22 protein-coding genes and 1 tRNA gene are annotated in these 25,518 nt (G+C 61.9%); 10 read left to right on the plus strand and 13 right to left on the minus strand.

What is annotated here, in order from left to right; all coding sequences use genetic code 11:
* Positions 1-80 precede the first annotated feature (80 nt).
* Both rplL and SU48_RS03530 read left to right on the plus strand, forming a co-directional pair.
* Positions 81-443, plus strand: a complete 363-nt coding sequence (gene rplL, locus SU48_RS03525) for a 50S ribosomal protein L7/L12 (protein ID WP_064014054.1) — start codon at positions 81-83, stop codon at positions 441-443.
* Between the two features lie 299 nt (positions 444-742).
* Entirely contained in the window at positions 743-1,003 is a 261-nt protein-coding gene (locus SU48_RS03530) for a cold-shock protein (protein ID WP_019012057.1), read from the plus strand.
* Positions 1,004-1,083: 80 nt separating this feature from the next.
* On the opposite strand, the gene SU48_RS03535 is transcribed toward SU48_RS03530, so the two are convergent.
* Positions 1,084-1,875 (minus strand): tetratricopeptide repeat protein, encoded by a 792-nt coding sequence (locus SU48_RS03535; protein WP_064014055.1) that lies wholly within the window; start codon positions 1,873-1,875, stop codon positions 1,084-1,086.
* Between the two features lie 363 nt (positions 1,876-2,238).
* On the opposite strand from SU48_RS03535, the gene rpoB reads away from it, so the two are divergent.
* Positions 2,239-5,685 (plus strand): DNA-directed RNA polymerase subunit beta, encoded by a 3,447-nt coding sequence (gene rpoB, locus SU48_RS03540; RefSeq protein ID WP_064014056.1) that lies wholly within the window; start codon positions 2,239-2,241, stop codon positions 5,683-5,685.
* Between the two features lie 206 nt (positions 5,686-5,891).
* Positions 5,892-10,538, plus strand: a complete 4,647-nt coding sequence (rpoC, locus tag SU48_RS03545) for a DNA-directed RNA polymerase subunit beta' (protein WP_064014057.1) — start codon at positions 5,892-5,894, stop codon at positions 10,536-10,538.
* A 204-nt stretch (positions 10,539-10,742) separates the two neighbouring features.
* On the opposite strand, the gene SU48_RS03550 is transcribed toward rpoC, so the two are convergent.
* Positions 10,743-11,297: a DUF2721 domain-containing protein gene (locus SU48_RS03550; protein ID WP_064014058.1), complete on the minus strand. Its 555-nt coding sequence runs from the start codon at positions 11,295-11,297 to the stop codon at positions 10,743-10,745.
* A gap of 199 nt (positions 11,298-11,496) precedes the next feature.
* On the opposite strand from SU48_RS03550, the gene tatA reads away from it, so the two are divergent.
* Together tatA and SU48_RS03560 are read left to right on the plus strand one after the other, a co-directional pair.
* The gene (gene tatA, locus SU48_RS03555) at positions 11,497-11,826 is read left to right on the plus strand and encodes a twin-arginine translocase TatA/TatE family subunit (RefSeq protein WP_064014059.1); all 330 of its coding nucleotides are present in this window, start codon (positions 11,497-11,499) and stop codon (positions 11,824-11,826) included.
* 84 nt (positions 11,827-11,910) lie between these two features.
* Positions 11,911-12,000: transfer RNA gene (locus SU48_RS03560), tRNA-Ser, on the plus strand.
* Between the two features lie 92 nt (positions 12,001-12,092).
* Here SU48_RS03560 and SU48_RS03565 read toward each other — a convergent pair.
* Together SU48_RS03565 and SU48_RS03570 are read right to left on the minus strand one after the other, a co-directional pair.
* Positions 12,093-13,265 carry an MFS transporter gene (locus tag SU48_RS03565; RefSeq protein ID WP_064014060.1) on the minus strand — a complete coding sequence of 391 codons (1,173 nt, stop codon included), beginning with the start codon at positions 13,263-13,265 and terminating at the stop codon, positions 12,093-12,095.
* A gap of 17 nt (positions 13,266-13,282) precedes the next feature.
* Complete coding sequence (locus tag SU48_RS03570; protein WP_064014061.1) at positions 13,283-13,720, minus strand: cobalamin B12-binding domain-containing protein; 438 nt, start codon at positions 13,718-13,720, stop codon at positions 13,283-13,285.
* Positions 13,721-13,912: 192 nt separating this feature from the next.
* Between SU48_RS03570 and SU48_RS13890 the strand changes: the two genes are divergently transcribed.
* Positions 13,913-15,018, plus strand: a protein-coding gene (locus SU48_RS13890) for an IS630 family transposase (protein ID WP_157451070.1) whose coding sequence is annotated in 2 segments (ribosomal slippage) — positions 13,913-14,327 and positions 14,327-15,018 — 1,107 coding nt in all. Because the reading frame shifts where the segments join, the coding sequence is not laid out codon by codon here.
* 131 nt (positions 15,019-15,149) lie between these two features.
* Here the strand turns inward: SU48_RS13890 and SU48_RS03585 are convergent.
* Entirely contained in the window at positions 15,150-15,398 is a 249-nt protein-coding gene (locus SU48_RS03585; RefSeq protein WP_064014063.1) for a hypothetical protein, read from the minus strand.
* Between the two features lie 49 nt (positions 15,399-15,447).
* Positions 15,448-16,905, minus strand: coding sequence for a glutamate--tRNA ligase (gene gltX / locus SU48_RS03590; protein WP_064014064.1), 1,458 nt, complete (start codon positions 16,903-16,905; stop codon positions 15,448-15,450).
* Between the two features lie 76 nt (positions 16,906-16,981).
* Between gltX and SU48_RS03595 the strand changes: the two genes are divergently transcribed.
* Together SU48_RS03595 and SU48_RS03600 are read left to right on the plus strand one after the other, a co-directional pair.
* Positions 16,982-17,464, plus strand: a complete 483-nt coding sequence (locus SU48_RS03595) for a hypothetical protein (protein WP_064014065.1) — start codon at positions 16,982-16,984, stop codon at positions 17,462-17,464.
* 47 nt (positions 17,465-17,511) lie between these two features.
* Entirely contained in the window at positions 17,512-18,708 is a 1,197-nt protein-coding gene (locus tag SU48_RS03600) for a phosphotransferase (protein WP_064014066.1), read from the plus strand.
* 1 nt (position 18,709) lies between these two features.
* Here the strand turns inward: SU48_RS03600 and mutL are convergent, their stop codons facing one another.
* Entirely contained in the window at positions 18,710-20,362 is a 1,653-nt protein-coding gene (gene mutL, locus SU48_RS03605) for a DNA mismatch repair endonuclease MutL (protein ID WP_064014067.1), read from the minus strand.
* A 133-nt stretch (positions 20,363-20,495) separates the two neighbouring features.
* Here mutL and SU48_RS03610 point away from each other — a divergent pair, with 133 nt between their 5' ends.
* A complete protein-coding gene (locus tag SU48_RS03610; protein WP_064014068.1) occupies positions 20,496-21,128 on the plus strand; it encodes a DUF3885 domain-containing protein in 633 nt (210 codons plus the stop codon).
* A gap of 4 nt (positions 21,129-21,132) precedes the next feature.
* On the opposite strand, the gene SU48_RS03615 is transcribed toward SU48_RS03610, so the two are convergent.
* The 6 genes from SU48_RS03615 to SU48_RS13895 all read right to left on the minus strand — a co-directional run bounded on the left by SU48_RS03615 (position 21,133) and on the right by SU48_RS13895 (position 25,272).
* Positions 21,133-21,468, minus strand: a complete 336-nt coding sequence (locus tag SU48_RS03615; protein WP_064014069.1) for a hypothetical protein — start codon at positions 21,466-21,468, stop codon at positions 21,133-21,135.
* Positions 21,469-21,685: 217 nt separating this feature from the next.
* On the minus strand, positions 21,686-22,159 hold the full coding sequence (locus SU48_RS03620) for an acyl-CoA thioesterase (RefSeq protein WP_064014070.1): 474 nt from the start codon (positions 22,157-22,159) through the stop codon (positions 21,686-21,688).
* On the minus strand, positions 22,156-22,521 hold the full coding sequence (locus tag SU48_RS03625; protein WP_082869649.1) for a 4a-hydroxytetrahydrobiopterin dehydratase: 366 nt from the start codon (positions 22,519-22,521) through the stop codon (positions 22,156-22,158). The genes SU48_RS03620 and SU48_RS03625 overlap by 4 nt, the downstream gene beginning before the upstream one ends.
* Before the next feature lie 390 nt (positions 22,522-22,911).
* On the minus strand, positions 22,912-23,694 hold the full coding sequence (locus SU48_RS03630; protein WP_064014071.1) for a CHAD domain-containing protein: 783 nt from the start codon (positions 23,692-23,694) through the stop codon (positions 22,912-22,914).
* 144 nt (positions 23,695-23,838) lie between these two features.
* Positions 23,839-24,477 (minus strand): MSMEG_1061 family FMN-dependent PPOX-type flavoprotein, encoded by a 639-nt coding sequence (locus tag SU48_RS03635; protein ID WP_231881665.1) that lies wholly within the window; start codon positions 24,475-24,477, stop codon positions 23,839-23,841.
* Positions 24,478-24,585: 108 nt separating this feature from the next.
* The gene (locus tag SU48_RS13895) at positions 24,586-25,272 is read right to left on the minus strand and encodes a DUF2726 domain-containing protein (protein WP_231881666.1); all 687 of its coding nucleotides are present in this window, start codon (positions 25,270-25,272) and stop codon (positions 24,586-24,588) included.
* Positions 25,273-25,518: the final 246 nt, after the last annotated feature.

Raw genomic sequence — 25,518 nt, forward strand, 5'->3', positions numbered from 1 at the left:
ACCGCTCCGGCGCGTCTTGACCCCAGCTTCTGCACCCGCTTAACAAGCACCACCAAAACCAATATTCGGAGGAAGACATCATGGCATACGACAAACAGGCACTTATCGACCAACTGGGCACCCTCACCATCATGGAACTCGCTGACCTGATCGACGGCCTGAAGGAAACTTGGGGCGTTACCGCAGCTGTGGCTTCTGGCCCCGCCACTGGCCCCGTCGCCGTCGTTGAAGAGAAGACCGAATTCGACGTCATCCTAATCGACGCCGGTTCCAGCAAGATCAACGTCATTAAGGAAATCCGCGCCATCACGGGCCTCGGCCTGAAGGAAGCGAAGGACATGAGCGAGAAGGGCGGCGCACTGAAGGAAGGCCTGCCCAAGGAAGAAGCTGAGAAGATCAAGGCCCAGCTCGAAGCAGCTGGCGCACGCGTCGAACTCAAGTAATCTTCTAAACTAGCTCTAGCAGTATCAGTTTTAAGAGCATCACCGGGAGTGCAGCCCCCAGCCCAAGTGGTTGGGGGTTCCTATTTTGCCCTATGACTTTTCTCTGTGCCGCCCAATTCTGACGCCCTTCGGCGCGATGCTGATCAATGTAGCCTACGCTACTTTTTGTGACCGGAAGGCACACTATTCTTCACGGGTTCTACTCCGGTGGGTCTTTTGAGACGGCAGGTCAGGAAAAGCTCTTGGCACGCCCGACACCGCTGGGTTGAGAATGCTGGAAGCAGCAAGGAGAGTATCAGATGGCTACAGGTAAAGTGAAATGGTTTAACGCAGAGAAAGGCTTTGGCTTCATCGAAACACCCGGCAGCCCCGACGTGTTCGCGCACTTCAGCGCCATCCAGAGCAGCGGCTTTAAAAAGCTGAACGAAGGCGACGAAGTGGAATTTGAAGTCGAAGAGGGCCAGCGCGGCAAAGGCCCCCAGGCCAAGAACATCGTAGTGACGAAGGCTGCCCCCGCACCTGCGTTCAGCGATCGTCCTCGCCGCGACGACCGCTGGTAATCCCAAACACCCTCTGACATTTTAAATGTTGATCCCCCAGCTGAAAGGCCGGGGGATTTTGCTATTGGGGAAGCGAGAATCTACTTCAAGTTCCGCCGCAACTCGGCAGCCAAGGCAAACCACTCGCGCTCCTGACGCTTATACAGATTGGTGGCGCGGCGTTCTGTTTTGGCGAGGGCTTCCAGCACTTGCGCGGCTTCCTCGCGGCGGCCTTGAGTGACCAAAAAAGCGGCGTAGCGGGCGCGGGGTTCCTCGGTGGTGGCGGCGGTCATGGCCTGTTGGTAGGTGGCATCGGCTTCGGCCACTTTGCCTTGTTTCTCCTGCGCTTGGGCCAGCAACGTCAGCGTGCGCGTGCGGGTGGCGGCACTGGTTCGGAGGTCTACGCGGGTCAGGCGGGCTTCGGCGTCGGCGGGGTTGCCGCGTGCCAAATCCAATTCGGCGCTGGTCAGCAGCACCACCGGATCATCGGCATAGATGCCCGCCAGCAGCGGATTGAGCGTAGCCTGCGCTTCGTCGTTGCGGCCTGCACGGGCCAGCAACCCGGCCAAATCGGCGCGGTGGGCCAGCGTATCGCTTTCTGCAAGTTCTTCCTGCGCCTCCCGAATGCGGGTATCCAGCGGCTTGATGGCCTCTAGGCCGCTTTGCAGCACGTTGGTAGCCGCCCGCCGACTGCCACGCAACGTCGGCAAAAACTCCAAGAAAAAGTAGATCAGTGGCCCCAAAAATCCACCGACGAACAGGCTGAACCCCAAGACGGCTATCCAGATCACGCCGCGCCGGGTGGCGATGGCATGGATCAGAAACAGGATATTGAGCGCGTAGAACAGGGTAAACAGCCACGGCGCTTGGTTGAAGATGGAACCGACATTCATGCCCCCACTGTACAGAAGGTGGGTGAGTCACTTGTCTTGAAATGAGGCTGGTCTGAAAGTGGGAGGGGGCAGAAGCTCTGAGCAGAATCGAGAGCGGTTCTTAGATCCTTAGACCAGCTTCTTCCCAACCCCTCCCCTTGACAGCCGCTTTTGAATAGCCTATATTCTTCTGTGGCCGACCATGATGGGTTGGACGGGAGTGATGTGCCAATCAGCACGGCAGCAACCGGCTGGACTTCACAACTCATTTGATCGTTTGGGACGCAACCGCAGCGAGTTTAAGCAGAGGGTTGCTGTCCCGTTTGCGCTGTTCTCTGCCCCGGAACACGGCAAAGGTTCATCAGGGTGCCCCGCGAGGTGTGCATGAGTTTTATTGGTAAGAAGCCCCGCATCGAACGCTTTGGTGAAATCACCGAAGTGATCCCGCTTCCTGATCTCACCGAAGTGCAGAGGAACTCTTTTGAGGCGTTCCTGCAAGCAGACCGCGCACCGGACGCCCGCGACAACGTGGGCCTGCAAAGTGCGTTCCGCGAAGTGTTCCCCATCGACGAAACCGAAAAAGGCCGCAGCACGGGCCTCGTTCTCGATTTCTTGGAATACCGCCTCGGAGACGTGCCCTACACGCCCGAAGAGTGCCGCGAAAAAGATTTGACCTATCAGGCCCCGATGTACGCCAAGCTGCAACTGATCCACAAAGACAGCGGCCTGATCAAAGAAGACCAAGTCTTCCTCGGCGACCTGCCCCTGATGACCGCCGACGGCTCGTTCGTCATCAACGGCGCAGACCGCGTGGTCATTTCGCAGATTCACCGCAGCCCCGGCGTGTACTTCACCAGCTCCTACAAGGGCATCAAGAAGATGTACACGGGCGCGATCATTCCGATGCCCAAGCGCGGCCCCTGGATCGAACTCGAATCCAACGGCGGCGTGCTGGAAATGAAGGTCAACAAGCGCAAATTCCCCGTTGCCATGCTGCTGCGGGTGCTGGGCTACGACGACGCCAGCCTGAAGGCGCTGTTTACCGAATTTGACCCCAACTTGGAACTGCCCGAAGACAAGAGCGCGGGCATGGGGGCCGACGAGGCCATGCTGCGCCTGTTTACCGTGCTGCGTCCCGGCGATCCACCGAAGCGCGACAAGGCGATTCAGTACCTCTACGGCCTCTTGGCCGACCCCCGCCGCTACGATTTGGGCGAGCCGGGCCGCTTCAAGATGAACACCAAGCTGGGCGTCAACCGTCCCGAGCGCACCTTGCTGACCTTCGTGGACGGCAAGTTCAGCGACGCTGGGCTGGTAGACACCATCCGTTATCTGCTGGCGCTTCAGCAGGGCCTAGAGACCGTCAAGATCGAAGAAGGCGCGCTGGAAGTGCCTGTGGCCGAAGACGACATCGATCACCTCGGCAACCGCCGGGTGCGGACGGTGGGCGAACTGCTGGCCGACCAACTGCGCGTGGGCATGGGCCGCATGGCGCGTGGTGTGCGCGAGCGGATGCTGCTCGGCAACCCCGACGCCGCGACTCCCACCAAGCTGGTCAACAACCGTCCCATCGTGGCCGCCATGCGCGAGTTCTTTGGACGCAGCCAGCTGAGCCAGTTTAAGGATCAGACCAACCCGCTGTCCGATTTGCGCCACAAGCGCCGAATCTCCGCACTGGGGCCAGGCGGGTTGACCCGTGAACGCGCAGGCTTCGACGTCCGCGACGTTCACCGCACGCACTACGGGCGCATCTGCCCCATCGAAACGCCGGAAGGCGCGAACATCGGTCTGATCTCCTCGCTGTCCAGCTACGCCAAAGTGAACAGCCTCGGCTTTATTCAGGCTCCTTACCGCAAGGTGAATCACGGCGTCGTCAGCGACGAAGTGATCTACATGACAGCCGACATCGAAGACCGCTACGTGATCGCGCAGGCCAACACCGCGCTGAATACCGACGGCACCTTTGCAGAAGAGCGTGTGCTGGCGCGTAAGAAAGGCGACCCGACCTACTACGAGCATGAAGACGTCGATTTCATGGACGTTTCGCCCAAGCAGATCGTGTCCATCAACACCTCGCTTATTCCGTTCCTAGAGCACGATGACGCCAACCGCGCCCTCATGGGATCGAACATGCAGTCTCAGGCCGTGCCGCTGGTGCGTGCCGACAGCCCCGCCGTGGGCACAGGCGTGGAAACCCGCGTGGTCACCGACTCCGGAACCAGCGTGGTCAGCGACGTGACGGGCCGCGTGAGCTACGTGGACGCCCGCGTGATTCAGGTCACGCTCAGCGAGGACTCTGCCGAAGCCGGAATGGTCAAGGGCAACGTCCGTACCTTCGAACTCGTGCGCTTTACCCGCTCCAACCAAGGCACCAACCTCGATCAGCACCCCATCGTAGACACGGGCGACGAAGTGAAGGCCGGACAGGTCATCGCTGACGGCCCCGCCTCCGATTTGGGCCGCCTCGCGCTGGGCCAGAACATCACCATCGCCATCATGCCCTTCGACGGCTTCAACTTCGAAGACGCCATCTGCATCAACGAGGGCCTCATTCGCAAGGATTTCTACACCTCGGTTCACATCGAGAAAGACGAAATCGAAGCCCGCGATACCAAGCTGGGGCCAGAGAAGATCACCCGCGACATTCCGGGATTGTCTGAGGCTGCCCTGCGCGACCTCGACGAAGACGGCATCGTGCGCGTGGGTGCCGAAGTCAAACCCGGCGACATTCTGGTGGGCAAGACCTCCTTCAAGGGTGAATCCGAGCCTACCCCCGAAGAACGCCTCCTGCGCTCCATCTTCGGTGAAAAAGCGCGTGAAGTGAAAGACACCTCGTTGCGCGTGCAGTCCGGTCAGGGCGGCATCGTCGTCAAGACCGTGCGCTTCCGCCGGGGCGACGAAGGCGTCGACCTGAAGCCGGGCGTGCGCGAGATGGTGCGCGTGTACGTGGCCCAGAAACGTCAGTTGCAGGTGGGCGACAAGGTGGCCAACCGTCACGGCAACAAGGGTGTGGTCTCCAAGATTCTGCCCCCCGAAGACATGCCCTACCTTGAAGACGGCACCCCCGTCGATCTGGTGTTCAACCCGCTGGGCGTGCCCTCGCGCATGAACCTCGGCCAGATTCTGGAAACCCACCTCGGTGAAGTGGCCCGTCTGACCGGCCAGAAGTTCGAAACGCCCGTATTCGACTCGGTGACCGAAGCGACCATCAAGGAAATGCTGGAAGTGGCCGCCGCCGAACGCCTGCAGGTTCGCAAGGATGAGGGCTTCGAACTCGATTCCCGCGAGCAGAAAGTGCTGGATCGTGCGGGCAAAACCGGCGTCATCAACTCGCCCAACGGCGATTACGACGGCGCACAGATGCAACTGGCCCGCACCGGCAAGAGCGTGCTGTATGACGGACGCAGCGGCGAAGCGATCAGCGGCCCGGTCGTGGTCGGCACCATGTACGTGATGAAGCTGTACCACATGGTGGAAGACAAGTTGCACGCCCGCTCCACTGGCCCTTACAGCCTGATTACCCAGCAACCACTGGGCGGCAAGGCGCAGTTCGGCGGACAGCGCTTCGGGGAAATGGAAGTGTGGGCGCTGGAAGCTTACGGCGCGGCGCACACCCTTCAGGAAATGCTGACCATCAAGTCCGACGACATCGACGGACGCGACGCCGCCTACCAGAGCATCGTGAAGGGCGAAGAAGTGTCGGGCAGCACCATTCCCGAATCCTTCAAAGTGCTGGTCAAAGAACTCCACTCGCTCGGTCTGGACGTCGAAGTGCTCGACTCCTACGACAAGAACGTGGACATCTTTGAAGGCATGATGCCCAAGCGCTGAGCGGACAGAGCGTCTAAGGATCGAGGGTCTAAGAACGGCAAAACGACAACGGGTTTGTCCTCCCCCTTTAAGGGGGGGCGTTGCGGAGCAACGGGGGGGTTCACCCACAATCCCTATCGCCCCACCACTTTAGAGACCAGACCCTCAGACCGCGCCCCAGCCGAACAAGCCACACCACCACGCCTCCCACCACAGGAGCTACTGCTTTGAAAGATTTCAGCAAGGTACGCATTGCCATCGCCAGCCCCGCGAAGATTCGGGAATGGAGCTTTGGCGAAGTCGAAAAGCCCGAAACCATCAACTACCGCACCCTCAAGCCCGAACGCGAAGGTCTGTTCGACGAGCGAATCTTTGGGCCGATCAAGGATTACGAGTGCGCCTGCGGGAAATACAAGCGCCAGCGTTACGAAGGCAAAGTCTGCGAGCGTTGCGGTGTAGAAGTGACGTCCAGCAAGGTGCGCCGCTACCGCATGGGCCACATCGATCTGGCGACACCCGCCGCGCACATCTGGTACGTGAAGGACACGCCCAGCAAGATTGGCACCCTGCTTGACCTGAGCGCCGGACAGTTGGAGAAAGTGTTGTACTTCAGCTCTTTCCTCGTGACCCAGCCCCTGAACGCCCAGAAAGACGGGCGGCCCCTGAAGCGCGGCGAACTGCTGACCGACGACGAATACCGCGAACTGCGCTTTGGCCGTCAGGAAACCTACGCCATTCCCGGCGGACAAGAAGCCGTCATCCGTGACGGCGAGTACGTGACGCGCGGACAGATTCTAGGCGGCAACGTGGTCGCCAAGATGGACGGCCTCGCCCAGTACCGCTTCCCTCGCCGCGCCGAAATCGCGTACAGCGAAGAAGTCGAAGCCTCCTTGCCCCTGCCCGCCGACGTGTTGGTAGAGCAAGACGCCTTCCGCGCCGGAGAAATTCTGGCCGAACTGGAAGCCGACATCACCATCACGGCTCCTGTAGACGGCACCGCCTTCCTGCACGACCTCGGTGAAGATTCGGTCATGGTGGACATCCGCGCCAGCGTGGACGCCCCCGAACCCAGTGAGGACGAGGAAGAAGAAGTGGCCGCCGCGCCGCTGGGCGAAGTGTTGGCCCGTGTGTACCTGCCTCACGGCATGAACGTGCAGGTCGCGCAGGGTGAGATTGTAGAAGCAGGTGCCACGTTGGCCGATGCCAGCGCCGGAAGCCGCCTGCGCGTCAGCCGCGACAGCCGCCTGAGCGCCGTCACCTTCCCCAAGAAGAAGGGCGACGTGACGGTCACGGCCCACTGGATGCGCCGCGCCGAGTACCCGATCAACCCCACCATGCACGTGCTGGTCGGCGACGGCAGCGAAGTCAAGAAGGGCCAGAAAGTCGTCGGCGCGATTGACAAGGAAGAAGAGATCATAGCCGAGGCCGCCGGGGTCATCACCCTGCACGCGCCCGCCAGTGTGATCGTCAGCAAAGCCAAGGTCTACCCCTACAACGATGAACCCCTGGTGGTCATCGGTGACCGCGTGGAACCCGGCGACGAGCTGGCCGACAGCGGCAACCTGCGCTCCGAGATTTCGGGCCGCATCGAAATCGATCTCGTTCGCAAGCAAGTCCGCGTGATCGAGTCCTACGATTTCGAAGCCAAGATGGGCGCGGAAGCCGTGAAGGAACTGCTGGACGAACTCGACCTCGACATTCTGGAAGCCGAACTCGGCGAGATGATGAAGGATTCGAGCCGTCACAAGCGTGCCAAGGCCCGTAAACGGTTGGAAGTCACCCGTGCCTTTAAGCGCAGCGGCAACCACCCCTCGTGGATGATCCTGAACACGGTTCCGGTGATGCCGCCAGACCTGCGCCCGATGGTGCAAGTCGACGGTGGACGCTTTGCTACGTCCGACCTGAACGACCTCTACCGCCGCCTGATCAACCGCAACAACCGCCTCAAGAAGCTGATCGGACAGGGCGCACCCGACATGATCATCCGCAACGAAAAGCGGATGCTTCAGGAAGCCGTAGACGCCCTGATCGACAACGGACGGCGCGGCAGCCCCGTGACCAACCCTGGCTCTGACCGCAGCCTGCGCTCGCTGACCGATCTGCTCGGCGGCAAGCAGGGACGCTTCCGTCAGAACCTCTTGGGCAAGCGCGTGGACTACTCGGGCCGTTCGGTCATCGTGGTCGGCCCGCAACTCCGCCTGCACCAGTGCGGTGTGCCCAAGCGCATGGCCCTCGAACTCTTCAAGCCCTTCTTGTTTAAGGTGCTGGAAGAGAAGGGCGAAGTGACCAACATCAAGCAGGCCCGCAAGATGCTGGAGCGCTACCGCGACACCCGCGACAGCGTGTGGGACGCCCTCGAAGAAGTGATTGAAGATAAGGTCGTGCTGCTTAACCGTGCGCCGACGCTTCACCGCCTCGGCATTCAGGCCTTCGAGCCTGTGTTGGTGGAAGGCCAGTCCATCCAACTGCACCCGCTCGTCTGTGAAGCCTTCAACGCCGATTTCGACGGCGATCAGATGGCGATTCACGTCCCCCTGAGCGCACAGGCGCAGGCCGAAGCCCGCATTCAGATGCTCAGCTCGCACAACCTGCTCTCGCCCGCCAACGGCGAGCCGAACGTGAAGCCCAGCCGCGACATCATCCTCGGTATTTTCACGCTGACCCAGCTTCGCCGCGATATTCCCGGCGCGGGCACCGAGTACGGCAGCGAGCAAGACGTGCTGGCGGCCTTCGACAGCGGCATTCTGAGCCTGAACAGCCCCGTGATGCTGCGCGGCAAGGAAACCAGCCCCGGACGCCTGCGCTACGTGTTCTCCAGCCCTGATGAAGCCATCATGGCCGTCGAGCGCGGCACCATCGACAATCAGGATCACGTCCTGATTCGCCTGAACGGCAAGATGTACGAAACCAGCGCGGGCCGCGTCAGCTTCCGCCGGATAGTGCAGGAGGCTCTGGGCAATCAGGCCAGCCTCGTCGATACGCTGGTGGATCTGGATACCACCTACGAAAAAGACGCCCTGAAAGACATGGTCATGGCCTGCTTCAAGCACCTCGGCATCGAAGCGACGGCGGGCCTGCTCGACGGTCTGAAAGACAGCGGCTTCAAGCTGTCCACGACTTCGGGCATCACCATCGGCATCGACGACATCGTGCTGCCGCCCAGCAAGCCCGCGCTGCTGGCCGCCGCCGACCTGAAACTCAAGGAAATCGAGCAGAACTACGAGTTCGGCTTTATGACCCACGAGGAGCGCTACAAGCAGGTCGTGCAGCTCTGGAACGACACCACCGACGAAGTGAAGAACGCGGTGTTCGAAAACTTCTCGCAGAACTACCCCTTCAATCCCCTCTGGATCATGAGCCAGTCGGGTGCGCGTGGGAATCCCCAGCAGATTCGTCAGTTGGCAGGCATGCGCGGCTTGATGGCCCGCCCGGACGGCAGCACCATCGAAGTGCCGATCAAGGCCAGCTTCCGTGAGGGTCTGACGGTGGCCGAGTACTTCATCAGCACGCACGGTGCCCGTAAGGGCGGGGCCGATACCGCGCTGCGTACCGCCGATTCCGGTTACCTGACCCGCAAACTGGTCGATGTGGCCCACGAAGTCGTGGTACGTGACGTGGACTGCGGAAGCACGGATTACACCGAAATCTTCCTCGGGGCCACCGATGACCGCACCGGCGAATGGCGTTCGCGCAAGGCCAGCGAAATCGAAACCAGCATCTATGGCCGCACCCTGACCGCCGATGTGACCCTCGAAGATGGCCGCGTGGTGCCTTCCGGCGAAATGCTGAACCTCGAAGACGTGAAGCTGATCGCCAAGCAGGCCCGCGCTCTGGAAAGCGTGTATGTCCGTACTCCTCTGAACTGCCGCGTGAAAGCTGGCGTGTGCCAGAAGTGCTACGGCTACGATTTGTCTCAGGCCAAGCCCGTGAGCATGGGCGAAGCTGTGGGCGTGGTGGCCGCAGAGTCTATCGGCGAACCCGGCACCCAGCTGACGATGCGTACCTTCCACACCGGCGGCGTGGCAGGCGGCGGCGACATCACGATGGGTCTGCCCCGCGTGATTGAGTTGTTCGAGGCCCGCAAGCCCAAGACGCAGGCGGTTGTGGCCGACCGTGACGGCTTGGTGCGGATCGAGGAAGAAGAAGAGCGCTACATGATCAAGATCGAAGCCGACGACGACCAGTACTCGGCCAAGACCGCGACCAAAGTGCCCAAGACTCTGCGCCTGATCGTGAAGGACGGCGACCGCGTGGAAGCCGGACAGGCCATGACTCGCGGCGCAGTCAACCCCCACGACTTGCTGCTCTACAAAGACAGCGGCGCGGCGCAGCACTACCTCGTGGAAGAAGTGCAGCGCGTGTACCGCTCTCAGGGCGTGAAGGTGCACGACAAGCACATCGAAATCATCGTGCGGCAAATGCTGCGCTGGGTCGAAGTCATCGACGGCGGTTCTACCGAACTGCTCGAAGGCCAAACTGTGGAGCGTTGGGAAGTCGATCAGGCCAACGACGCCCTCACCGAAGGCCAGACCCCCAGCTCGTGGAAGCCCGTGCTGCTCGGCATCACCAAGAGCAGCCTGACCACCAAGTCGTGGCTCAGCGCCGCCAGCTTCCAGCACACCACCCACGTCCTCACCGAAGCCTCCATGAAGGGTCAGGTCGACGAACTGATCGGCCTGAAGGAAAACGTGATCTTGGGCAAACTGATTCCCGCCGGAACGGGCCTCCGTACCGTGCGCGAAATGCAGGTGGCCGACGAGCGCACGCTGGAAAAATACGGCGAAGGCAGCGTCAGCCCCGACGCCGTCACCGGAACCCAGCGTTACGACGACACTCGCCCCACCAGCACGCCGACCATCAGCTTCAACGGCTAAAGCCTCAACATTTAGGTTAGGAGAGAAGACCCCCACTCGGAGACGGGTGGGGGCTTTTTTGGTTTGGGGATGTTGAGTGGTGGGCGTTCTGGGGGGGGTGGTCGAAGGGTCTAAGGAAAGGCGCAGGCAATCGCTGGCGCTCATTCTCTGGCTGGGGGCGAGGGCAAAAAGCGCTAGCCAACGTTCTAATCTTCTCCTTGACCCTTAGACCCTCGACCCTTCGACTTCTGCCCCCCGTCCCTCGGCCTTCAATTCTGCCGCCTCGTCGTACAGCCCAGCGTAATGTGCCCCCAGTTTCTCCAAAAAGCGCATTTCCTGCCGGGTGGTGATGGCACTCAGAGTGGCTTCATAGCTGAGCAGCAGCGCCCCGTAGGCCAGCCCGCCTGCGCCCAAAATGGCGAGCAGGATGGGCACCAGACCAGTGTCGAACTTGCCGAGGCTGCCTGCGCCGATGAGGATGCTGGTACACACGAGCAGCGTGACGGCCAGATAAAATGCCTGCATAGACCGCTGGATATAGCGCGTGCGGCGGGTCAGGCGCGGCAATTGCTCGATGATCATGCGTTTTTCGTCGCGGGCCAGCGGCTCCCGTTGCCCTTCCTCGCTCACCAGAAACTTGAAGCGGGCTGTAAGCGCCCGCACTCGGTCAGTGCTGCGGCCTAGGCGGGCGCTGGTGCTCATCAGCAGGGTTCCCGCGCCGCTGATCAGCACAGCGGGCGTAATCATAGCGGTCAGGACGTTGAGGCTGGGGTCGGCCATGCCTCTAGCCTAAGGGCTGGCGAGCGGCGGGACAGGTATCCGGACTCTGCCACTCAGACATCTCTCTGACACTGCCCCCTTAACCTCTGAAATGGCGGGCAAATTATCACCCATGCCGCGTTTAAGAGGGCGAGGTGCGGCGTAAGATAGGGGCGCGACGCCGTCTACCCGCCTTATCCCCGCCTTGGAGGTACCTAGTATGCCCAATATCGGCCCCGGAGAAATCCTCGTTATTTTACTGATCGCCCTGCTGGTGTTTGGCCCCCGCAAGCTGCCCGAACTGGGCAAAAGCCTAGGCGCAGGCATCCGCGAATTCCGCAAAGGCACCGCTGGCCTGAAAGAAGAGTTTGAAGGCAGTATGCGTGACCCTGCCCAATCGGTGGCCCCCGCGCCTGTGCAGACCATCGTTGCCTCTGCCGTGACGCCCGGTGTGGTCATGGCGAAGGAAGTTACGCCCCAAAGCGCAGTGCCTCAGCCCGCGCAGGCCGTCACCCCCACCGCCACCGAAAAAGCGCCCGAACACGTCTAGCACACGCTTAAGCTGTTTGTCCCCGCCAGCCACCTTACGCTGCATTTGATTTTTGGCCGCGCCTCCGCTAGATTGGCGTGCGCTGGAACGGTGTCCGAGTGGTTGAAGGAGCACGCCTGGAAAGTGTGTAACGGGGCAACCTGTTCGAGAGTTCGAATCTCTCCCGTTCCGCCAAAAGAGCTTGCCTAAGAAGTAAGTGGGAACAACAGCAGGGCCGCAAACCTTTAGGGGAGTGCGGCCCTGCTGCTTGGGTTGTTCGTCCATTGTTACCGCCGTACCCGCCACGCACTCACCAGCGGCAGGAGGGCCAGCACCGCGCAGGCATAGGCAAGGGCCGGAAAACCTGCACGGGCAATGACGAAGCCGCCCAGCAGCGTTCCTGTGCCCGCCGCGACGTAACCCAGCCCATCGGTGACGCCCTGCACGGCGGGAAAACGGGTCAGGGCTTTGGAGCCGCTGACAAATGCCAGATTCCAGCCGAGGCCGAGCAGGAACATGCTGGCCCCCAGCCACGCCGAACCCGCCAGAGGAGCCGTGAGCGCCGCCGCCACCAGCAGCACCGAGCCGCCGATGTAGCCCAGCCGCAGCCCAAAGCGGTCGATGAGCGGCCCAGTCAGCCAGCCGAAGCCGAACATGCCCAGAATGTGGCCCGAAATCAGCACGGCGATTCCGGTGTGATCCATGCCCTCATGGTGCGCCCGCAGCGGCGTCAAGCTCATGAGGGTGACCATCACGCCCTGTGCTGTGGCGACGGCCAGCGCTGTAGAACGCACGCCCGGCGTAGACATCGCGGCGCGGAGGGGCAGGCGCACGGCAGCCGCCGCAACAGAACTCACTGGAGCCACCAGCGGTTTCCAGAACACCATCAGCACGGCGGCTCCGGCCAGCAGCAGGCCGCCCATCAGCCAGCCGCCCACTTCGGCACTCACGCCCAGCCCTGCGCCGATGCCTTCCACCAGCCCAGACGCGCCCGTCATCAGGAATGAACCCAGCACGCTCATCAGCATCAGGGCACCCAGAGCCGTGCCGCGCCGCGATTCGGGCACGCTTTCGGCGGCGGCGTAGCGGGCCTGTTGGTAGCCGCCTTGCGCCCCGCCCATCATGACCGCGCCCAGCAGGAACAGTGGCACGACGCCCGCCCGCGCTCCCGCAAAACCCACCACCGCGCCCGCTGCCCCCAGCGCAAAGGCCAGCCCCAGACCGAGGCGACGCCCAGAACGCAGCATCAGCGCCCCGAACGCGCCTGCCGAGAGCGCTGCCGCCGCACTGATCAGGGTGCTGGGCAGGCCCGCCAGATGTTCGCTGCCCAGCCCGCTCATGACGAGGCTGGCAAGGACGGTGCTGACGGTGGTCGCGCCCGTAGCGAGCGCCTGAGCCGTGTACAGCGGGGCCAAACGCAAATAATCGGCGCGGGTGGTGTGGACGCTGGTGGCGCTCATGGCCTGAGCTGGAGCATCTAAGCTTCGCCCTGCGCTTGCCAACGCTCGGCCACCGCCGTTTTCAGGTAAGTGGCGGCGTCCTCGGTGCTGGCTCCCGGCGTGAACACGCGGCCTACGCCCAACTCCTTCAGCGTGGGCAAATCCTGATCGGGAATGATGCCGCCCCCGAACACGATGATGTCGGTGGCGTCCTTCTCGCGCAGCAGGGCCATGACCTCGCGGAAATAGTGCATGTGTGCGCCCGACAACACACTGAGGCCGATAGCGTCCACGTCTTCCTGCACGGCGGCGTTCACGATCATTTCGGCGGTCTGGCGCAGCCCGGTATACACCACTTCCATGCCCGCGTCCCGCAGCGCCCGCGCCACCACTTTCGCGCCCCGGTCATGGCCGTCCATGCCGGGTTTGGCAATGAGAACCCGAATCCGGCGGTCTGTCGTCTGTGCTGTGTCCATTGTCTCCCCGTCCATCATGTCTCCCTGTCGTAGCCTTCCTAGCGGTCTGCCTAACGAGCGTTTGGCTGCATTGTAGAGGACGAGCTGGGGGAAGGGGGGCGGTGGTGGCGTTGGTCTAAGGGTCAAGGGTCGAAGGGTTTAAGAAGGGCGACTAGTGGACAGCCACAGGCATGACATGGGTTAGACTCAGGAATGGGACGACAGAAGCAGTGGGTTGTGAAGCTGAGTGACGATGAGCGGCAACAGCTGACGGACATGACGCGCAAAGGCGTGCACAGTGCGCGGGTCATGACCCGCGCACGTCTGCTGTTGCTGAGCGAGCAAGGGCTCCTCGATCAGGAGGTGGCCCAGCGTCAGGGCGTCAATGCTGCGACTGTGGCATCCATTCGCAAGAAGTACGCTGAGGGCGGCCTGCAGGCTGCCCTGTACGAAAAAGAGCGTCCTAAGCAGCCCCCGAAACTGGATCCTCAGCAGACGGCGATCCTGATTGCCGAAGTCTGCTCGACTCCTGAGGGTCGGGAGAAGTGGACGATGCAGCTCTTGGCTGATCGTCTGGTGACCTTAGGCGTGGTGGACAGTATTAGTGACGAGACGGTGCGGCGCACACTGAAAAAAACGCGCTCAAACCGTGGCAAGTTCAAAGTTGGTGTGTCGCTCAGGTAGGCGCGGACTTCGTCTGGCGCATGGAAGCTGTGCTGGACACGTATGCTCAGCCCTACGACGCTTCGCGGCCGGTCATCTGCTTCGATGAAAAATCCTACCAGCTGCTTGATCATGTCCGTGAGCCATTGCCACCCGTGCCGGGATTCCCGGCACGGGTGGATCATGAATACAAGCGGTGCGGCACGGTGAATTTCTTCGTGGCCTTCGAACCCCTGACGGGTCAACGTACGGTCACGGTGACCGAGCGACGAGGAAATGCGGAGTTCGCAGCGCAACTCCAGAGCCTGGAGGTACACTATCCCGAGGCAGAGAAGATCACACTCGTCCTGGATCAGCTGTCGACACACAGCCCAGCGGCGTTATATCAACATCTTCCGGCAGAGGAAGCCCGGCAATTGACTCGTCGATTTGAGTGGGTACACACGCCAAAACATGCGTCTTGGCTGAACATGGCCGAACTCGAATGGTCGGCCCTGCAACGTCAGTGTCTTGGGCAACGTCTGGCCAGCAAAGAGGCCGTCGAGCGTGAGATACATGCCTGGGAAACCGACCGCAATGCGCGGGCGGTGCGCGTGAACTGGCAATTCTCAACACCAGCTGCGCGGGAGAAGCTCGGACGGCACTACCCAGCGTGAGAATAACTACAGACATGCCTGTGGCTGTCCACTAGTAGGCGCTTGAGCTGGTGCATAAGCTTTGCCACACGCGCCCCAGACCCCCGTCACCCCGCCCGATCTTTACCTTAGACCCTCAGACCCTTTGACTCTTAGACTTCCCTAGCGCCGTCTGCCCGCACCGCGCCAGCACCCAGCACCCGCAGATTCCCGTATTTGCCGTCCCGCTCCACACCCCTTTCGGCTTCTATCGCCAGCACGATTCGGTTCACGCGGTTGGCGGTTTCGCCCAATTCGCGGGCCAAACTGCGGGCTGTCCATTGCCCCGGCTCGGCCTGAAGCTTCAGCAGCACCTTCACGGCGAGGCGTTCCAAACTCACTCCACTGCTATTGGCAACCATACTTCTCCTCCAGAACGGGAATGCAACGTGTTCGGGCCAGTAGTGACGCTCATGCAGGCCGCGCCGCACGTTCTATTCGCGCCACCACGCGCTCCCGGCCCAGCGTTTCCAGCACCGACAGCAAGTCCGGGCTTTCCATCGTTCCAGCCACCGCTGCACGCACGGGCGGCATCACTTTGCCCAATTTCAGGCCTTGTTCTTCGGCAAAGGTGCCGAACGCGGCCTTGATGCTCGCGGCGTCGAAGGTAGGCAAGTTCTTCAGGCGCGAGGCCAGTTCGGGCAGCAGCGGGCGGGCGTCGTCTATGGCCTTCTGCGCCTTCTCGTTGACCGGATAGTCTTCCGTCCAGAAGTACCCGGTCTTGTCCAGAAACTCAGAGAAGACTTCCATGCGCGGAATCAGCATCGTGACCACAGCGCGGAAGTAATCGTCGAGGGGCAACTCGTGTTTCTGGTCTTGCAGATAGGCGTAGAGGCGGCGGGCCACTTCGTCCTCACTCAGCACTTCGCGCAGGTATTTGCCATTCAGCCAGTTCAGCTTCGCCAGATCAAAGACCGGGCCGCCCAGCGTCACGTCTTCCAGCCGGAACACGCGCTGAAACTCGGCCAGATCGAACACTTCTAGGCCGTCCGGGTGCGTCCAGCCCATCGTGGCGAGGAAATTCAGCATGGCCCCCGGCAAGTAGCCTTGCTGTTGGTACCACTCCACGCTCGTCGGATTTTTGCGCTTGCTGATCTTGGATTTGTCGGCGTTCCTCAGCAGCGGCATATGCGCGAACACGGGTTCCGGCCAGCCGAAGGCGCGGTACAGCAGCACGTGAATGGGCGTGGACGTGATCCATTCTTCGGCCCGCACCACATGGGTCACGCCCATCAGGCGGTCATCCACCACGTTGGCGAGGTGATAGGTCGGGTAGCCGTCGGCCTTCAGCAGCACCTTGTCGTCAATTTCGCGGTTCTGAAAGGCAATCGGCTTGCGGAGCACGTCGCTGACCACCGTTTCGCCGTCGTGCGGCACTTTCAGGCGGATCACAGCCTCGGCTCCGGCGTCTAGGCGCTGCTGCGCTTCTTGCGGGTCAAGCTCGCGGGAGGGCACGGCGATGATGTGGCCTTCAGCTTGCGCTGCGTCGCGGAGGGCCGTCAATTCTTCCGAGGTTTCGAAGGCGTAGTAGGCCGCGCCCGACGCCACGAGTTGCCGCGCATAGTCGCTGTAGAGGTCAAACCGCTCGGATTGGCGGTAAGGCCCGTTGGGGCCGCCCTGCAAGGGGCTTTCATCGGGCGTGAGGCCCAGCCACTGCATCATGGTAAAAATCCGTTTTTCGCTGCCCGGTACGAGGCGGTTGCGGTCTGTATCTTCTATTCGCAGAATGAACTTCCCGCCTGCTTGCTGGGCCAACGTGTAATTGAACAGCCCGATATAAGCCGTGCCCACGTGCGGGTCACCCGTGGGGCTGGGCGCGATTCGGGTCACGACGGGGCGTGTGGGTGCAGGGGAAAGCGGGTCAGACATTCGCTTAGGATACGGCCTCTGGGAATGCGGCACAGATGCGGCAACACACCGGGGCCACATGGTTTAGCATGACCGTATGCCTATTTCGCGCCGTCTGTTGCCCGCCCTGTTGCTGCCCGCTCTGGCCCTCGCTTCCTGCAATTACGGCAGCATTCCCAACGAAGCCAACATCGACATCAGCGGCGACTACGTGGGGCGGATCGTGGGCAGCGACGGTAAAAGCGCCCTGCTGGACGTGACTGTCGTAGAAAAAGACCTGCGCGTGACGGGCACGGTCAAGAGCCGTGATACAGGAGAAACCTTTAATGTGGTGGGCACCCGCAGCGTGTACAACGCCAGCCCCGTTACCGCCGATATGACCGCCGAATTGGGCAGCGGCAGCGTCTGCGAGGGAGGATTTACCAACAGGTACGTGATTGAAGCCACCTTCATCCGGGGTAGCCGCTATAGCGGGGCGGGGGCCACAGGCTACGTCAATCACAGCGTCTGCAATGCCGGGAGCAAAACCTATGAGCGGGTGCAGTTCAACAGCGGCAGCCTAGAACTGGCCCGGAAATAAGCTCGCCCAATAACCCCACGCCCCTGATCGTCTGGCACCCAGACGGCGTGCGGGTGCTGCGGCAGGCGGGCGCTTGGCCGTTGCTATCTGCTGGAGCGCAGGCCGATTTGCCCGCTCTGATCCGCGCCGAGTGGAACCTAGAAACATGGTTGCTGCACGACGGCGGCCTCAGCTTTGGCCTAGAGGGTACGGCCCGCTTGCAAGCTTTGTCTGACGTTGTTCCTAGTGGATTGGCGTGGGAAGTGGCCGCTGTGCCACCCTTGCCCGGTGCGCGGGAATGGCAGCGTCCGGGCTGGTTTTCTACCCTGAAGGCCAGACTGGAAGGCGTGCTGAGCGAGCATGGCCTGTCTGTTGCTGGCCCGCTCAAGCTGCTGTCCAGCAACGATTTGGGGACGGTAGTCGAGGCGGCTCCGTCAAGTGATTCCGTGTTTCTCAAAGTCAGCGCCCAGCCGCGTGAGGTGGCTGTTACTGCTCATCTGGCGCAGCAGCACCCAGCCCTGCTTCCGCCCGTGCTGCACGCCGATGCCGCAACAAATACGCTGGTCACGCGCTCCGGTGGAATCCTGCTGGACGGCGTGGGAGAGCTAGAAGCTTGGATGGCAGCCCTGCACCAATTGGCCCGCTTTCACACCACCGCCGATGCCCCGGCTCTGGCGGCGTTAGGCTGCCCCACTTTTCCCTTGCTGGACATGGCGCAGCGCGTAGACGCCTTCTTGTCCGACACGCCTACGCTGACCGCTTGGGGGTTGAAACCTGAAAAAATCGCCACCCTGCAAGCGGCGCGGCCCGCTATTCGCGCCAGCTTTGGGGCGTTGGCGGCACACGGCCTCCCCAATTTGCCCGCACACGGCGATGCCCACCCGCGCAATGCTTTAGCCAGCGCAGGCGCAAGCCTCTGGTTCGACTGGAGCGAGGCGGCAAGTGCGGCCCACCCGTTTATGGATGCGGGCTGGTTTCTGGCCTTTGCCCTGCACCCAGCGCGGGCAAACTTGCCTATCAGAATCGCTTATCCAGACCTAGAATCCCGATTATGTGAGGCCTATCTACACGCTTTAGGGTGTCCGGATGCCTCGGAACTTCTGGCCCAAAGCATCCCGCTGGCCCTGCTGCACCGAGCCGTGCTGTACGACGCCCAGTTTCGTGACTGGCAGGGTACGGTTCCGAATTGGCGGCCTCAGTATGTGCCCTACTATTTGGGTTTGGCAGCGGGGGAAATTCAACGATTGCCTACGCTCACCCACTGACCTAGCGCCCCACCCGTTCCGCCTCGTCCCGCCCCCGCGCCACATCCCGCGTGCCTCGCCGTCCAAAGGCGTGAGCCAATTCACGCTCCGACATGCGCAGCGTCGTCGGGCGTCCGTGCGGGCAACTCCACGGTTGCTCGCAGGCGTTCAAGGCGGCCAGTACCGCTTCGCCACGCTCTAGGGTCAGCATTCCGGCTTTCAGGGCCGGGGCACAGGCCAGCCGCGCCAGCACGTCGCGCCGGGGGTCAGGGTGGTCGCCCAGCGCACTGTCTATGATTTGCTGATGCAGCCGGGGCACAGGCAGCGCGGCGAGGGTGGCGGGCAGCGTCCGTAAGCGGGCCAATCCCGCGCCGAAGTCTTCGATAGTCAGGCCCCAACCGCGCAACTCCGCACCGCGTTCCGCTAGGCGGGCCATCTGTTCGGGCGTCAGGTGCAGCAACTCCGGCTCTGGCAATTCCAGCGGCGGCGCGGCTCCCAGTTCGCGGGCAAATTGTTCGTACAGGGCGCGTTCGTGGGCGGCGTGGGCGTCTATCACCCACAAATCGCCCTCGCCCTCGGCCAGCAGGTACAAGCCCTGAAACACCCCCGACAACCGCAACGCCGGAAAGTTGGCCCGTTCGCGGGGCGTGTGCGGCGGCGTGGGTAAACTCAGGGCCGGGGCAAGGCGGGCCTGTGCCAAAGGATGCGTTGCCAGCGCAGTCTGTACGGCTGACCGCACCCGCGCCGCCACCCCCGCCAGATCGGCCAACGCCACCACCTGTTTGGCCGGATGCACGTTGGGATTGTGGTCTTCGGGCGCTACCTGTATGTCCAGCACCGTCAGGGGGGCCACGCCCGCAGGCAGCAACTCGGCGTAGCCTTCCAGCACGGCTTTTTCCAGTTCTGGCGGGGCCACGATAGGCCGCCCGTTCACCGAAAAATGCATTCGGTCACGGCGAGCGCGGGTCAGTTCGGGGCCGGAAATCACGCCGCAAATGCCGTCTGCCTGCACCCTCAGCACGCGGTTGGCGTTCAGTGGGCCATACACGCTGGCTACCGCGCCCCGGTGATCGCTGGGCGCGTGGGTCAGGCGGGCTTCCTCGTCTACGGTCAATCGCCAGTGCAGGCCGGGATGATGCAGCACGTAGCGGCCCACCAGCACAGTCATTTCCCGCGCTTCGGCGGCAGCGGGGGCTTGGGTTCGCAGGCGAGCAGGCAGGCGGGCAAACAGGCGGCGCACCGTGACCGTGGTGCCTGCTGGGGCCGAGGTTCGCCGCACCGTCACGTCCTCACCCTGCGCCTGCACCTCGGACGCGCCCACCTGCGCCGCCGGACGCGACACCAGATGCAGTTCGCCCGCTTGGGCCGCCGCCCACAATGCTTCGCCCCGGAAGCCTAAAGTCGTCACACGTTCTACAGCGTCTGCGTCGGGTTCCAGCTTGCTCGTCGCGTGCCGCACCGCTGCCAGTGCCGCGCCGTCTGCGGCAATCCCCGCGCCGTTGTCGCGCACCCGCACCAGCCCCAAGCCGCCGCCCTCAATCTCGATTTCTAGTCGGCTGGCTCCGGCGTCCAGCGCATTCTCGATCAGTTCGCGCACCACGTCCAGCGGGCGCGACACCACCTCTCCCGCAGCGATCAGGCGGGCAATATGGGGCGGCAGCACGCGAATGGTCATGAATAAGGGCAGTCTAGAGTGCGGCGGCGGGCGGGAATGTCGTTTGGGGTGGGGTTTGAGTGCAGCCTGTCCTATGTGAATCTCTGGTTATTTGTTGACTCTGCTCCTGTCAAATGGCTACACTCCGGCAGAAGTGAAAGAAGAAGTCACTGACTATTGGACGCAAATTCAAAATGTCTTTGGAGCAGAAGCTTTGGCCTTCGGCTTGTTTTACAAGCAACCTTATGCGCTCCGCTTTGAATTGTCGCGGGGCGGCCCATACATCAGGATGTTCACGCGGGCCTATGATCTCTCCCGAACAATACTGGCTCAGGCTTTCGGCACTTCGCCGCGCCTGATCGTTGCACTGTCGTATTTCAGCGAAAATTCAGGGCCGACAGTAAGCGAGCGCCGCAGATTCAGGCGTGCGTTGAAGGCTTGTGGAGTCCTTCTCCCCGGCAACCATCAGCAAGTCTGCCTGCCGCATTCGGACGAGGAAGGCGGCATCTTCAACCGGGTCTTTGTCTTGTTCGAGATTCAGCGGGACGACTTGCCCTTATTGCTGTGGGGCGTCTTGGCATCAGAGTTAGGCATTCGCCCCCGACTTCAGTGCAGTCTTTACGTTGCCGATGTGTCGCGGCGTCTGCTGGCCCACCCTTACGATGATCGCGGAATGGATGTGATCGCCCCACAAGCTTCTGTGCTGGCTGGCCTGCACAAGACGTTCAACGCCAATTTGCTTGACCATGACCGCGAACGGATGGACAAGGTGTTCGGTGACTTGTAGATCGTTACGCCTCGTCTATCTGCCGCAGCCGTTCTAGCCGTGCCGCCAGTTCGGGCAACTCCAGCCCGCGCAAAGCTTTGGCACTGCGCGTCAGCCCCGCTTCGTCAATCACACCCTGATTCCACCCGGCAATCAGCATGGCGCAGCCCTGAAGCGCGTCGGTGACCAGTTCTTTGTGGAACATGGCCGCCAAATTGCTGGCCTGTGCAGGTTGCGTTTGCTGGGCCTGCGCCTGCACGTCCAAAATGACCTGCATAAAAATCTGGTCGAGGCGGGCGCGGTCATTGGCGTCGATGGTTTTGCCAGCGGGCTTGTCTGTCTGAGGAGCATTGTCGGTCATGTGGGGCAGTCTAAGGGTCGAGGGTCTAAGAGTCTAAGCAGGGATGTTGGCCGTTTGGCTGGGACTTGAAAACAGTCTGGGGGTCAAGGGTCAGAGGGAAAGATTGGGTGAGATGGCGGGTAGCATAGCTTGCTGCTGAAGCACCTCACCACCGCCCTTCTTAGTTTCTTAGCCCCTTGGCCCTCAGACACAGCACCCTCAGACCAGCCCCAGCCAACTAAAACCCGAAGCGCTCCATCACTTCCGGCGGCGTGCGTTTGGGCCTGCCGCTCACGGGGTCGACCCACACCCACGTCGTCTGACATTCGGCCAGCCTCACCCCGTTGGTATCTTCCGCGTCGCCGTCATTCAGGCGGTCTAGCGTGTAGGCCCGCACGCTCCGCACCCCTACCGAGGTGGTCAGGGCAGTGCGAATCCGCACGCGGTCTCCGAGCAGGGCGGGCTTGTGGTAATCGATGACATGTTGGCGGGCCACTGGCACGGCTCCCAGCGCGATCAGGGCGTCGGTGCCCATATCGAGGCGCAGGGCGTGGGCACGGGCGGCCTGTTCGCACCACGCCAGATACACCGTATTGTTCACGTGCGACAAGTCATCCAAGTCGCCCGGCGCAACGGTAACGGTCAGGGCGTGCTTGCGCGAGTCGGGCAGGGCGTCCCACAGCACGTCGGCGTCAGGAATGGAGAGCTTCACCCGGCGGCGGCACCTTTGTTCTGATCGGTACTGTTCTGGTCGCCTTGGCCGAGGGCCTCTATCAATCCATTGACCGCCCGCGCCCCCTCTATGTCGGCCATCGTCACGCCGCCTGCATCGTGGGTAAAGTAGCTCAGTTTCACGCGGCGGTAATGAATGGTGATGTCTGGGTGATGGTTTTGCGCCTCGGCTAGTGCAGCCACCTGCACGGCAAACTCCACGCCTTCCCCATAGCTCTCGAAGGTCACGTCACGGAAAAGCGTGCCTTCGCCGCCCCACCAGCCGTCGGGCTTCAGGTCTTGCACATCTCCATCGGTCATCTTGCGTTCGGGATCAAACGCCATTCGGGGGTCGTAAGCCATACCCGGCATGGTAAAGCGCGGCAAGGCACGCAGCGCAGGATTGAAACACGGTTCAACCGGAGGGGCTACCTCCTCCTAGACACAGGTCAGGACTATGTAATATAGACCCACTTCTCATGAAGAGAGCTTAGGATAAGATCAGTCGTCCATCAGTTTACTTGTGCTTTTGCACCCCATCGCTTCTCTCGCCATCTAACGAGGTGCCTATGACTGCATTCCTTTCTCGCCTGTTTGGCCGCCGTCCTCGTCCTGTGCCCGTCAAGAAGGTCTTGCCTCCTATTACTGAGTTGGACTTGTTGCGGGCACTGGGCTGCGACGAATAATCATCAGGTTTAGATTGAGCAGGCCTACTTCTCTACAAAGAAGTGGGCCTGCTTGTTGGTTTCTGGATTAGCCGCTGGCTTTCCCCGTTTGAAGTCTGCTGTGCAAAAAAGCTTCCAGCGCGGGCCAAGCCTGCCTGACTTGCCGCTGAGATTCTTGCCGCGCCTTCTTTTCCCGCGTTATCAGGGCGTTCTGAGAATGGGGCAACCACGTTTCTCCGGTCAGGATGTCCAGCACCACCTCGGCGTCTTGCAGGCGGCCCAGTCCGTCCAGCACGTCGGTGAGGGCGCTCGGCGCAGGCTCCAGCAACTCCAGCGTGTAGCGGTAGTGCTTCAGCGTCTTGCGCCATTCGTGCCAAGTTTCCGTTTTTCTGGCCCGAAGCACCTTGGGGGCGGCTTCCAGAATGTCTGCGCTCTGCTCGGCCAACGCTGCCCGCACCTTGCGCTTAAAGTGCTTCGGGCGCGGCACATCCTTGATGAGCTTGGGCAACTGCAGAGCCGCCAAAGCTTCGGCCCGCTTGTCCTGCCAGCCCTGCTCGAACGCCGCGATCTCGGCTGCGGAGGCGTTCAGCTCCTCTAGGGCAGCCCGCACATGCTCACCCGCCGCGTCCCGGTCACGGATGGGGGCCACGGCGCGGCGCAAGTCCCGCCAAGCCCGCCGTACTTTCTTGGGCGCGTCAGATAAGGCCAGTTCTGCGGCCACCTTGCGCGTCAGTTTGCGGGCCTCGTGAATGGCTTTGGGATCGCCGTCCTGCACGGCGGGCAGCAACTTGCTCAGGCGTTCGCCGGGTGTTTTTTTGGTGCCGGACTTCTTGCGTTGTTGTTCTGGCAGTTGGTCTGAGGGTGCGGCCATCTGAAGTCGGTCTCCTCTGGCTCCCCGGTGAGGACAGGTGGTGCAGGGGAAGGCCAGTCTCAGCCTACTGTCTGGTCAGCACCCCGCACAGGGCCGGAAGTGTTGTTTCAGGGGTTGATGAATCTAGCTATCTCAGCTTCAGCGTCAAGGCGTTTGGCCTGTGAGAGCGGCATTCCGCGCCACATGCTCCTTAAAAATAGAGACGAAATCGGGCCGCTGCTGGGGCGTCAGATGCCGCTCTGGGTTCCAGAGTTCGGCGGCAGAAAAGGCACGGGGGCAGTGCATAAACGCCTCACGCACGGCGATGGAAATGACCAAGCGGGGCAATTTGCCTGACACCTCAAAGCGCCCCAGCAACTCGGGATCGGTGCTGAGGCGGGCGCGGCCATTGACCCGCACCACTTCATTCACGCCGGGAAGCAGGAAAATCAGCCCCACTTCCGGGTTTTCCACGATATTTCGCAGGCTGTCGAGGCGGTTGTTGCCGGGGCGGTCAGGCAGCAGCAGGGTGTATGGGTCGGGCACTTGCAGCGTTCCGGCGGGGTCGCCGCGCGGCGAGCAATCGAGGTGGCCCGCCGCACTAGCCGTCGCCAGAAAACACAGCGGAGACAGGGCCAAACTGTCGCGCAGCCCGTCATCTATGTGGTCTATCACCTTCAGGGAAACGCTGGCATTGGGGGCCGGATACAGGCTTTCTAGGGCGCTGATACTCAGAACGGCGTGGGGGTCGGCGGGTACAGTCATGGGAACCTCGGCGGGGGAGAAGGTGAAAGCGGCGTTCATCTTCACTGTAGTTCAAGCACCGGAGTTCAACGGGCCAGCGGCTCAATATTCGAACGCCCAAAAAACTGCCCGCCTGACGTGTAGGCGGGCAGGGAAATGAGACGAACTCTACGCCACCGTGCGCTGTCTCACGTACCCTTCCAGCAGCTTTTGCACGCTCTGGCGGGTATGGTTGCCCTCGGCCCGTAGGCGAAGGAGGGGCAGGCCCGCACTACGGAAAGCCACGTCCTTCACGGCGTCGCGGTACTGCTGCTGGGGCTGGTCATGGCTGGCCCCGTCCAGTTCTATGGCGCACACGGGCCGGAAATCGGGCAGGGCCACGATCAGAAAATCCACGTGCTTGTCGCGCAACCGGGCGTAGGTGCCCTGCCGCTGGTGCGGGGGCGCAGTGATCAGGAACAAGTCGTTCAGGCGCACATTGGGGAACACCCGGAAGCCCTGCGGCAACGCGCCTTCCAGCGTCTGAAAAAAGGCCAGTTCACTCTTGCTGAAAAAGTACCCCTTGAGCTTGATGGGCAAAGATTCGGGAATGCCGCCCGGAACATGCGAAGGGTGGACGCTGGCGGCTTCCTCTTGCTCGCGGAGTTGCTGTTGGCGCTCGGCCTCGGCAGTGGAAAAGCGGACTTGGCCCTGCGGCAACTGTTTGGCCGAACGCTGTTTGGCCGGGGCAGACGCAGAACGCTGGGCAGCACCAGCAGATGTCGGGCTTTGGGTGCGCTTGGCCCGCGCCGCCATCATCACGGCCAACACCACCAGCGCTGCACCCACCACAAGCAAAATCATCAGCAGGCTCATATGCTGTCCAGCATGGCCTCCACGCTCTGACAGGCCTCTGTCAGCGGGCCAGATAAGGGTGGATTTTCTGGCAAAGTGGTGTTGGAGTCACCCTTGTGATTATTGAACGCTGAAGATAGTGGAGTTTTGTGTGTCCGGAAAAGTCGCGTGGGCCGAGGTGGGGAGAGATTCACTCTCTGGTGTGCGGGGAGCGCGGGTGCGGGCGCATCACCTCTCCGTAACGTGCCCTCTGCTCCCGTCTCAATC

This window comes from Deinococcus puniceus (assembly GCF_001644565.1).
Classification (GTDB): domain Bacteria; phylum Deinococcota; class Deinococci; order Deinococcales; family Deinococcaceae; genus Deinococcus; species Deinococcus puniceus.